7 protein-coding genes are annotated in these 12,287 nt (G+C 35.7%); all 7 read right to left on the reverse strand.

Annotation, left to right across the window (positions count from 1 at the left end; genetic code table 11):
- Positions 1–26: 26 nt before the first annotated feature.
- Entirely contained in the window at positions 27–1,892 is a 1,866-nt protein-coding gene (locus NLJ00_RS20270; RefSeq protein ID WP_256635163.1) for an exo-alpha-sialidase, read from the reverse strand.
- Between the two features lie 180 nt (positions 1,893–2,072).
- Positions 2,073–2,990, reverse strand: coding sequence for a glycoside hydrolase family 43 protein (locus NLJ00_RS20275; protein ID WP_053471863.1), 918 nt, complete (start codon positions 2,988–2,990; stop codon positions 2,073–2,075).
- A gap of 79 nt (positions 2,991–3,069) precedes the next feature.
- The gene (locus NLJ00_RS20280; RefSeq protein WP_256635164.1) at positions 3,070–4,644 is read right to left on the reverse strand and encodes a glycoside hydrolase family 28 protein; all 1,575 of its coding nucleotides are present in this window, start codon (positions 4,642–4,644) and stop codon (positions 3,070–3,072) included.
- Positions 4,645–4,807: 163 nt separating this feature from the next.
- Entirely contained in the window at positions 4,808–6,205 is a 1,398-nt protein-coding gene (locus tag NLJ00_RS20285; protein ID WP_256635165.1) for a glycoside hydrolase family 140 protein, read from the reverse strand.
- 183 nt (positions 6,206–6,388) lie between these two features.
- Positions 6,389–9,544: a DUF6298 domain-containing protein gene (locus NLJ00_RS20290; protein ID WP_256635166.1), complete on the reverse strand. Its 3,156-nt coding sequence runs from the start codon at positions 9,542–9,544 to the stop codon at positions 6,389–6,391.
- Positions 9,545–9,774: 230 nt separating this feature from the next.
- Entirely contained in the window at positions 9,775–11,481 is a 1,707-nt protein-coding gene (locus tag NLJ00_RS20295) for a polysaccharide lyase (RefSeq protein WP_256635167.1), read from the reverse strand.
- Positions 11,482–11,530: 49 nt separating this feature from the next.
- The gene (locus NLJ00_RS20300; protein WP_256635168.1) at positions 11,531–12,220 is read right to left on the reverse strand and encodes a DUF3826 domain-containing protein; all 690 of its coding nucleotides are present in this window, start codon (positions 12,218–12,220) and stop codon (positions 11,531–11,533) included.
- Between the last annotated feature and the right edge of the window lie 67 nt (positions 12,221–12,287).

Raw genomic sequence — 12,287 nt, forward strand, 5'->3', positions numbered from 1 at the left:
AATCCGTATCATCCGCGTTCTATTTTTTATAACTTTTTCGTAATCAACGATTGAATATTAAATACCGCTTCCGGGATTAATTTTCCGGTTTGGGGTAAATCATCATAATCGTCTGTGTCTGGTTCTGTGTCTGCATTTGGAGAATATCTTTGATCACCTGTGCGAAACATAATTCGCTCAAAACCATCAACCGGAGCATAAAAAATTCTCGTTGATTCTTTTTCGTCGTTTACTTTTATCGTATACGAGCGGGTTTTAACGTTCAGTTTCACGTTTACTTTATATTCTTTTCCGGCTTCGTACTTTGTAATTCCACCAAAACGAGCGCCATTTTTTGCTTTTAATTGTCCATCCGAATCAAAAACCAATCTTACCGCTGGTAATCCTTGTTTATTTTGAAATTCAACCTGTAATAAACCGTGGTTATTTTGCTCTGGTTTTACTGTAAAAGTCACTTCCATTTTTTCTGCAAACGGAGTAACACGTTCTGCGCGCGCATAATCAAAATTATCCTGATCTCTTAATGTCAGCCATTTTTTGCCATCGGCTTTTTTTTCGATTTTAGTTGAAGCCCAGGAAAGGTCATAAGTATTCCATAATTTTAATTCTTGTCCGTCAGGAAGATCGTTAAAAATATCATTTGCATTTTCAGTAACAACCGAAGTAACCGGAACCGGAATCGACGCTACCCAAATATCTTCTTTGTTCATACTATAACTAATCCAAAGTTTTCCGTCAGGCGGAGTTCCGTCACCTTCTGAGATTCCACGTACATATTGAGGTCCTGCTGATTTGTAATTTCCACCATAACGCATCGGACTAATTTCGCCGTGAACCAATAATAAATCTTTGTAAGTCAAACCGTCATCACTTGTTGAAATAGCTAAAGGCCAACGATATTCTGACGGATTGTAAACCGTTGCATAACGATTGTCAGAGGTTTTTTGTCCCCAGATTTTAGCGTTGCTGTTCACAAAACCGGGAGCACGAAGTGGATTATATTCCCATGTTTTTCCGCCATCTTTACTGATTGAAGTTAAAGCGTGTTTCCATAAACCAACCACATTTCCATTTGGTAAATGGTATGAACTTAAAGCTTTATAAGGTTTTTTTAGCGGAATCAATTCGTCATCACGATCTGCTTCTTCAACCCATTGCTGTAAAATCAAAGGATCAGATAGAATTTCTTCGCAGGCTTTTTTTAAACCTTTGTCTTTTGCTTGTGCATAAAAGGGAAATGCCGATTTCGATTTATCCCAAGATTTATTGTATCTGATGAAATAAATTTCACCAAAACTTCCGTCTATTTTGATTTCACGAATCACACGTCCAATTCCTTTTCCGTCGTTTGGATCATCTTTTTCATCCATTGCGATTCCGTAATACGCTAAAGCATAAAGTCGTTTGTCTTTTGAGGTATAAAAACCCATTCTCTGGTGCATAATCGCATCAAGATTTTTGGCAACACCCTCTACGCCTTCTTTTTTCCATCCGTCAGGAATATGATAAATTGGAAAAATTACTTTTGGCATTTTCCAGCTTACGCCGTCTTTTGAAGTCATAATTAAAGTCTGGCTCGGCGGAATATGTTCTCCCGCAGGATCACTCAAATATTGCAGATAAAAAGTATCATTCCAATATGCCATTGTAGGCTGGTGATTGTATGTCCATCCAAAACCATCTGCTTTTTCTGGATGTTCACGGCTTGCACGCATAATCTGCGTAGCGTGAACTCCAACTGCTGGACTTAATTGTCCGTGGTGATAATCGATGTTTGAAAGTGTTTTACCAACATAACGCACGGTATCATTTTGCGCATTTACAGCTGTACAAGTCAAAAGGATTGTAGCTGTAATTGCGATGTTGGTTTTTATGTTTTGGAAAGCAATCATGTTATTTATTTTTTTGCCACAGATTTCACAGATTAAAAAAGATTTTTTTTCTGCTTGATCTGCAAAATCTGCGGGAGAAAAATTTTGTCTCGCAGATTTGGCAGATTACGCAGATTTATTTTTTTGATTATTAAATACTATAAAAATCATTTTAATCTGTGAAATCTGTGGCCTTTTCTTTTATTTTCTTTCAATTAATTCTTTTAAAACTTCTTCAGAGATTGTTGTAATCGTTCCGTGTTTGTGTCCTTCTGGAAGGCTTATTTTTGATGAAACGTCTTCAAAATGAACAAAATCTGTTGTGCTTAAAGCTTTATAATTTTTTGAACCGTAATTATCATAATACAACAGCCAGTTTTTACCGACTTTCACTACCGTTGGACCTTCAGATAAATATTCGGTTAAAGGTTTAGAACTTTTTTGAAACGGACCTAAAGGCGATTTTCCGAAAGCTACTTTTATGTTTCGCATGGGTCTCGTATTGTCTTTCAAAACCAAGACATAATCTTTCTTGCTTTTCTTTACAATCACACAGTCAATGACGCTGAAACCTGGATCGTAATATAATTTTGTATCTGAAAAAGTTTTAAAATCTTTTGTCGTTACATAATACATTCTGTGATTATTTTTCTCTTCTTCAACTCCTTTTTCAAATCTAAACGGAATTGTCGATGCCCAAATAATAATGTATTCTTTTTTGACATCATCATAAAAAATCTCCGGCGCCCAAACGTTTACTACTTCCGGTTCGTTTTTCATTACCGGAATGTATTCTTGTTTTGACCAATGAATCAAATCTTTTGAACTTGCGTAGCCAAAACCGTTTCCACCTTTCCAGTCTGTTGTCCAAACCATGTGATAGGTTCCATCACCTCCTTTTGTGATTGACGGGTCACGCATAATTTTACTGGCTCCGATTTCTGGTTTTAAAAATGATCCTTGAAGTCCTTTCCAATTGTAACCGTCTTCGCTGTAGGCCAAATGCAAACCTTCTGTTGCAGGTTCTCGAAACGACGTAAAAAGATATAAATCTTTCTTTTTCTGCGAATAACTGATCGTGAAAATTAAAAGAGTTAATATGATGAATATTTTTTTCATGTTGTCAAATTAAACACAGATTTCACGAATTATCACGAATTAAATTGGTGTAAATTCGTGAAATCTGTGTTATTATAATCTATTCTATAATTGCTTTTTTATCTAAAGCTGTCCCTTTTTTAACTACTGTTGTTACATTATTAAACACATTGTTTTTCAGGAAAATATTCTTTGTTTCTTTTCCATTTGCTTCGATAAAAATATCGGTTGCATTAAATGGAAAATTATTGTTGATCATTGTATTTGAAACATTGTCTAATTTAATAACCGGAACGCCTTTTATTGGTGTTGAAGATCCAACATTATCTAAAATGATATTTTTTGAATCTGAAATTTTGAAAGAAGAACCAATTGTCGCATTTACTTTTACATCATGAAATTCAACATCTGTCGCCGTGCTTACTGTAAAACCTTCTTTTCCATCCATATTGATGTTAGAGAACGTGATGTTTTGAATTGGCATTTCGGTAATTCCTAAAATAGTGCCCGCTTTATTCACGCTTGAAGCTGTAATATTGCTCATATGAATATTTCTGAAAATCGGGGTTTTTTCAGTTACGGGCTCCACTTTGGTATCTTTATCATAAAAAAGACTCAATACGATTGCTTCTTCTTTGATGTTTTTCATTACGATATTATCTACACGAATATCTTCTACAACACCACCTCTTCCTCGTGCTGCTTTAATACGGATTCCGCGGTCTGTTCCGTCGAAAACGCAGTTTGAAATTGTGATTTTCTTGATTCCGCCCGACATTTCGCTTCCAATAACAACGCCGCCGTGACCGCTTAACATGGTGCAATTTGTAATCGTAACATTTTCTGTTGGAACTCCATATTTACGTCCGTCTTCGTCTCTTCCTGATTTGATGGTAATACAATCGTCTCCAACGCTGATGTGACAATTTGAAATATGAACATTTTTACATGACGATGGATTAATTCCGTCTGTATTTGGCGAATGCGGATTAAAAATTGTGATTCCGGTAACGGTTACATTATCGCAGAATTCAGGATTGATTGTCCAAAATGGTGAATTTTGAAACGTTACGCCTTCGATTAAAATATTTTTGCAGCCATAAGCCTGAAAGAATGATGGTCTGAAAAACTTTTTATCAATCGTTCTTTTATAATAATCAGAATAGACGATTCCCTGATTTTGTTCGTCCCACATTTTTTGATATTTCGTTAACGGAATCGGCTCTTTTGCGGTTTCGATTCTGTAGACTTCATTCCACCAAGCTTTTCCTTGTCCTTCAATTACTCCTCTTCCTTTTATGGTGATATTTTCAGCATCTTTGGCATAAAATAATGGTGAGAAAGATTTCATTACTAATCCTTCGTAACGCATTTCTACATATGGGAGATAATCATCAAAATTGTCTGAAAATTTTAAAAGTGCGCCTGAATCTAAATGGATTGTAATGTTGCTTTTTAGTTTTAATGCTCCAGTCAAATATTCTCCTGCAGGAAAAAAAATTGTTCCGCCGCCGTTTTTAGATGCTTTTTCTATGGCATTTTGAATGGCTTCGGTGCATTTTATTCCTTTGTTGTTTCCGCCTTCGTTTAGGATATTTAACCAGCCGTCGTTTGCTAGAGCGGTGTTTAATCCGGTTATGAAGCAGAGAATTATTAGTATGTTTTTAATTTTCATAATTGTGTTGTTTTCTCATTTTTTTTGTCATTTCGACGAAGGAGAAATCTCCGTTAGCAGTTCCTCATGCTTGAGTAACTTTGTAGAGTTTCTTGCGAAGATTTCTCCTTCGTCGAAATGACAAGATTGTGGGTAAGTGCCACGAATTCACGAATTATTTTCACTAGTTCGACCGTAAAATCAAAACCCAGTCATTACCATCTTCTTTTTTACCTTCTGGCTGAAAATTTTGAGTTCCTTTATTATCAAATGTTCCTATTTTAGTTTTCTTGCCATTTCTTGGATTGTACCAAGTTGCTTCGAATTTATCACCAGCAATTTTCCCTAGTTTTACTTCTATTATTCTTCCATTGTAGGTGTATAGTAAAGCGTATTTTTCTCCTCTTATGGCTGGAATATAATCGTATTTTTCTCCTTGATTCACCACTAACGAAACATCTGGAACACCTTCTAAAAATGGGAATTCTAGCATTAGTTTTTTGATGTAAATCATTTGTTTTGCTCCGGGAGCGTTAAGCGCCGATGTCCATAATTCTTTGTTTCCGTAAGCTGGTTTATCACCTTTTCTGAACATCTGCATTACAGCGTTGTGTCCGTATGTGTAACCTGCGGCACCTGAAAGTACTGACCAATATCCGTAACGACGAACATCATTTGACGTCCATTTTGGTTGTAAAGTGTCGTGTAAGCCGTGTGGAATTCCTTCGTAAGATGGTTCTCCGTCAAGTGTTGGTTTTGTTGGTTTTAATTCGAAATCTCTTAGCACAAATTTGTAATTGTCTTCTTTGAAATTCGTTTTTGATGAATCCTGATCGTATCTTCTGTGTCCTGATTGAAACATATTAAAATCCAGCCATTTTTCGTTGTGGAAGTTTTCTGAAGAATCGGTTCTTCCGAAAGGATGAAAAGTAACTAATTGATTCGGATTGTTGCTTTTTAAAGTATTTCCAATGGCGTTCCAGATATCCTGAAATTCATTTCCGTGAGTATCTCCTCCGTTTAACCAAATGACGTTGGTTCTGCTTTTATATCTGTCAGCTAAGAATTTAGCGTATATAATTGCTTGTTCTTTGCTTACTTTATTTCCTTTTGAAACGTTTGTTCCCCAAACCGGAACCATTGCTAGGTAAATTCCGTTTTTTTGAGCCACATCTAAAGTATAATCTACGTGATCCCAGTAATCGTATTCAGCCTGATCATTAAAATTGCTGCCTGGTGTTGTTAATGGTTTTGAAACGTCTTCATTGATTAAAGCTGCATCGCCATAAACGTTAACGGCATTTATATTATGTAAAACCATTACCTGAACAACATTGAATCCTTTTTCTTTTCTGTCTTTAAAATATTTATCAACGCCTGCTCTGTCTAGTTTTCCGAATGTCAGCCAGCCTGTGTCACCTAACCAGAAAAATGGTTTTCCATCTTCGGTAATAAAATAATGCTGATTTTTAGAAACTTTGATTTGAGGCAGTGCGCCTTTTGTTGATTGCGAAAATCCGCTTTGTGCTGCCAGCAAAAAGCTTATACTTAAGACGAATAAATATTTAATTTTCAGATTCATTTTGGTTTATTTTGAATTTATGTTTTTTTGGTTGGGCCACAGGTTTAACTGATTGAACGGGTTTTCGCTGGTTTATTCTTTTCATGTAGATTGAACAGATTTATTTTTTAATTTTTAATTCTTAATCTTTAATTTTTAAAATTATCTGTGTAAATCTGTTTTATCAGTTCCATCCGTGGGCAATTATTTTTTCACTACAAAAAGCACTTTTTCTTTTATTTCAGATTGTGGGATTGTTACTTGTTTTCCTCCGTTTATGTTTGCTTTTTTTGTGATAATTCCTGTTGTGGCGTTTATTGCATATACTTCGAAAGTTCCTTTTTCATTTGATAAATCAATTGTGATATCTTGATTGTTTTTTAAATAGAAAAGATAGCTTTTTCCTTTATTTTCTAATTTCCAAAGATTATCTGAAAATGTGTTTCCTTCAACTAATTTCATTTCGCTTAAAGCGGAATAAAATTCAGGAAGTGCAATTTTTGGAATATTAGGCATTGAAGCTCCTGCCATTAAAGCCGGCCATCCAAATCTTGGCGACGCATCTGTCGAATATAGAATTACTTTTTCAGGATATTTCTCTCTGTATTCACGAACTGCACGATATACCTGATCGTCTGTTTCTTTTCCTGTTTTTAGTTTTCTGGCGTGTTGTCTTGGTGCTAAATTTAATCCGCCTTGGGGCGCGTATGCCGATCCGTCTTCTTTGTAATACCAATAACGAATGTCAATTAGATCTACTGTTTTGGCTCTTTGTACATCATTTAAAATAGCATCCTGAACATCTTTTGTCGCACTTAAACCAATGATTCCTTTTTTGCCTGTTTCGTCTTTCCATTTTTGAACTTCATCAATCCAAAACTGCATGAAATGAAGCGGCCCCGTATATTCGGCACTTGTTAACTGAATTACGTTGCTGTTTTCCTGAAAATTTTCTAATGATTTACGAATAAATCCTTGGTGCAATTTTCTTCTGGCAGGATTATTAACATCGTAAAATTGTTCTGCCATAAAAATACGTTTGTCTCCCGCATATGGCGGCGGTTCCGGAAAACCTGTACTGTTTATATTGTTTGCGGAACGCCAAGGTGAACTCGCCCAATGCGCTCCGGCTTCTATAATATTATGTTGAAAGTATTGTTGATTGATTAACAATTGTCCTTTGGTTTCGGCTAAATCTGCAAAAAGAGATAAACGATCCCAATACCAATCATTGAATTTTGTCAAATCATATTTACTTAATTGATCCCAGGCTAAATCTTGTCCGCTTCTTGCGAATGGCTGTTCGTAGAATGGCGGCCAAACATCGGCATCAAAACGGCGAACTCGTTCGTGATCGTCCATTCTTCGCTCGTACCATAATCCGTAATTATGTTCTAAAGCGACCATATTATTGGTGTTCAAATAATCTGTTACTTCGTTGATATTATCTGTAAAACCTGTTCCAGTTCTGCCGGGAACAAATCTGGTAACGTCTGGCAATGATTTAGAAATATCGCTGTCTCTAAGGCTTCCTCTCCACCACGGTACACTTAATCGGTTTCCTGCTATTACTTTATTATCATAAGTAAGCCAGCCGTTTTTTGCTACTACTTTGTTATTGGAAATTACATTTTGTGCTGCATTTATTTTTAAATCATTGGCGTTTTTAAGTCCTGAATTGCTCGTATCAATTGGATTCGCTTTTGAAACTTCGGCAATCCATTCCAGTAAACTTTCCTTTGGAGCAACTGAATTTTTAGTTAATTGTTGTGCTGCTTCTACTTCGGGACTTGATGAAGGTTCTGAACCTAAATCGTATATAAAAGGTTTTACAGGAAGTTGTCCTAAACGATTTTCTAATTGTGCATAAAACAAACTTCTCGGATTGATATGACCGTTTACATCTTTCCAATGACCGTCGCCAGCCATGATTCCGCCCCAAGTTCCAAAAGCCCAGTTTTGCGCTGTTGGCGGACTGTAACATTCTATTTTAGAGGCTGATGTTTCCCAGATTACACTATTTGCAGCTGTCCATCCTGCGCCTCTGCCATTTTGTTCTCTATTGTTATAACTTAAAGCATGTCCGTCTATATACGAAACTTCAAATAATACTCCTGTTGCCCAACTTCCTATTGCGCCACTATTATTGAAAGGCAAAAACGACTCGCATTGGATAAACGCATTCGGACCTGTCGTTCCAAATCCGCCTACTGCAAAATCGTGATAACCATATTCTGAATAACAACGTTGAAATAATGTTTGCTGCCCTTCGGTATAAAAAGTATGACGTCTAAAACCTGCAATTTCAGAAATTGGTTCGGTTACAATACAATCTTCAACTGTAATTTGCTGCGCTGATTTTAATAAAGCGACTGCTCCTCCAGAAAAATGCTTGAAATTTACTTGTTTTACCCACGCATTTTTTGTGTTTTCGATGCTGATTCCTAGCCATCTGTGTTCTTCGTCTTTTGGTTTTGACTGATCATAAGTTGATTTCATCAGAATATTTTCGATCCCGATTTGTTCAATTCTTCCTGACCAAGTGTATAAAGTTACTTTTGCAGTTCCGTAAACATCATCAAGAGTCATTGTCAATGGTGCGTTTAGCGTTACCTCGTTGCCATTAATGTTGGTTACGACTCTATTCCATGTGATATCCCAATCATTTTTCTTCCAACCAACCCAACCGGTTTCTGCTCCAAAATCATCCATTTTTAATTCTTTAATCCAATTATCGGTTAAAGGTTTACTGATGATAATTTCATCAGATGGTTTTAATTTAGAGGTGTTTTTTAATTGGATTTTTTTTGTTCCAAGTGGTGTATAAGCTGTATTGAATTCAAAAGTCTCGCCTAATTTTTTATCATCAATTCCTAAAATTCTAATTAGTGCTTCTCGTTTTAATCCGGTTCCTAATAGAATTGTTCCGTTTTCAGTATTTCCGCTTCCTCGTAAAACGACTCCTGATTTTTTAATGAATAAAGTTCCACTAATTTTGAAAGTTCCTTTGTCTAAAAGTATAGTTCCACGGAAACCTGATTTATTTGGCTTCAAATTGCTCACATAATCAATTGCTGCCTGAATTCTTTCGGTAGCGTCTTCTTCTTGTTTCGGAACAAAAATTTTATTCTCCACATTTGGAATTGCTTTTTCGGAAGCCATATATCCTGCATATGAAAAATCAGGTATTTGATTTCCTTTATTGTCTGCAGTAAAAGAAAGTTTTCCTTCTTTGGTTTTGACAATAGCTGGGAAATTGTTTTGTGCTGTGATGTTGATGCTGAAAAACAACGCCAAACCAGACAAAACTATTTTATCTTTTTGAAGGAAGATTATATTTTTTAGTTGATTGAAATTCACTTTTTCTTATTTTAAATTTCAGAGTTTAGATTTTAGATTTTTAAAATTAGCCATTTAAGAAACAATAAATTTATAAAATCCTACTTTCTCCAATCTTGTCATTTCGACGAAGGAGAAATCTTCGTTGCTGGATCGACAAAAATTAATAAACTTTGCGGAGTTTCTTGCGGAGATTTCTCGTTCCTCGAAATGACAAACTAAATGGATATATATTGTTTGAGATTAAATCATTATTGCAATAACCCTTTTGATTTTGCTAATGTATCTGTATTGTTTTCGGTTTTTGTCCAGTCTATTTTACTGTTTGGATCAATTCCGTTAAAATATTTCTCGATGTTTGTGTATCCGTCGCCGTTTGCATCTTTGTTGGCGTCTGAAGGATCATTCGGGTTTAAACCGTTTTTCTTTTCCCAAGCATCTGGAATTCCGTCATTATCAGAATCTTTATAGGCTTTTCCTTTGTAAACTGGATAACCTCCTACTTGATCAGGATGTGTAATTATTCCTTTTTTATAAGAGTCTGCAGGTAATCTTCTTTTAATAAAATCTTTTCCTATTGCGTTTTCTAAACCGTCTTTAACTTCAATTTTTCCTGTGCGAACTTGTTTGATGATTCTTTCGTCAACAATATCTCTTTTAGGGATTGTTGCTCCCACATTATTTAAAACAAATTCATAGGCTTCTTCTGCTTTCATAATCGTAATATGAGGCATTGTAAAAGCTTTTGGCTGTTTGATATATTCTAAATATGATTTTACTTCTGCTTCAGGAAGGTCTTCTAATTGTACACCACCATTCCAGTTATCGGCTGTAACTTCTGGGGAACCAACGATAAAGTTTCCAGAAACATAAGCTCTTCCGTATGTTTTTGGTTTCATATATCCTGATTCCGGTTTTAGAATTCTGTAACGAATTGGCTGATCTGTTGGTGTTATTGGTCCCGGTTTGAAATAATTATTGATAATGTTGAACATTGAACGATAATCTCCTCCGTCAAGTGAACGATTCCACCAATTGAAAATCACATTGTTTACGAAATTAAAATCACCGTACATTCCGATTGAGGCATTTCTTGAAATATTATCGGCCCATAAATTACGCATAAACGTGCTGTTTAATCCGCCAATTGTACTTCCGAAGGCATGATTGTAAGTATCTAAACCTTCTGAAGAAATGGTGTTTTGAATGGTAATATTACAAGCTGGCAGTTTTTCTAATTTTGATTTTTCATTTGCCGCAAACTGATGTCTGTATAATGAAATATTTTCGTCTAATCCCCAGCTTACAGAGCAATGGTCTACGATTATATTTCCTATTGGATTTCCGCCAAGTGCGTCATCTCTTCTGGTTACTTCTGTTGCTCCACGACGGAAACGCATATGTCTGATAATTACGTCGTGTGTATCAATTTCCAAAGTTTCTCCTGCTATGCAAATTCCATCGCCCGGAGCAGTTTGTCCTGCTATTGTAACGTACGGCGCACGCATGCTGATTCTCTTTTTTAACTGAATTATTCCAGAAACATTGAATACGATTGTTCTGGCTCCAACAGCTTCGCATGCTTCACGAAAAGTTCCTTTTCCGCTGTCTTCCAAGCTGGTTACTACAAATATTTTTCCGCCGCGTCCGCCTTGTGTAAAAGCTCCGCCGCCTTCGGCTCCCGGAAAAGCAGGAATATCTGCCTGAACAAAATCTTTAGGGTAAGATGCCCAAGGTAAATAAGGTTTTCCTTGTTTAGCTTCTGCCTGTATTGTACTGTAATTATTTTTCCAGATTTCGGCTAACCTTTTTTCTTCATCGGCCAATATTGCATCGGCTTTGTCTTGAAGCGGTTTGGGAATTTCCGGATATTGTGCATATGCTGAAGTAAAGAAAGAACAAAATGAAAAAATCATCATGGTTCTTTTTAATGTGGTTATTGGGAAGATAGTCTGCATGAAAAGATAATCTAAGGTTTATAGTTTTTGGTGTAAAGTTTATAGTGTATTATTCTTTTGAAGTAGAATCTTTCACTTTACTTTTTTCTCTTTCTTCAATACGTTTGTGCCAGTCAGCACTTTCCTTGTTTAGATCGTAACCTTGTTTTGATAAATAGTTGTTGATTCTCCCTTTGTACTTACCAAACCATCCGTGTTTTTCTTTAGATGAGCCACCGTCCATTGCATGTTCTCTGGCTTCTACTAAAGCTTTGTAGATATAATCTTTTTGCTCTGCAGTTAAATTTGGAAGCATATCGTTATAACCTGCAACAGTTATTGGGAGTACGCCATACGTCATTCCGTTTTTAACTTCAGTAATTTTGTCTTCTGATAATTCTTTACTTAGTTTTTTAAGATAAGATTTATGCAGTTTTTCAATTGATTCGTCTGCTTTTGATTTCAGTTTATCAACCTTTTCGTTTTGCTTTTCTTTTGCTAAACCTGTATCTTCTTTCACTTTTTTGATTTCAGCGTCTCTTCCATCCTGAATTTCGCTTAAATCTCTAAATTGCTGTGCTATAATATTTGAAACTGATGTTTCTTTTTTAGCATCTTTTAAGTCTAATTTGGCAACGATTTTTGCTGCTCTTTCATTGGTTACTTTGATGTATTCGGGATCTATATGCTGCTGTGCATTTAAAGCTGAAACTGCAAAAACCAATGCTAAAAAACTGATATTAAATTTTCTTAATGCCATCTTTTCGTGCTATTTTAATATTTAAAAACATTCTCATTTCATTGCGAAACAAGAATGTTTTCAAAAT

It is taken from the genome of Flavobacterium panici (genome assembly GCF_024499525.1).
Lineage (GTDB): Bacteria > Bacteroidota > Bacteroidia > Flavobacteriales > Flavobacteriaceae > Flavobacterium > Flavobacterium panici.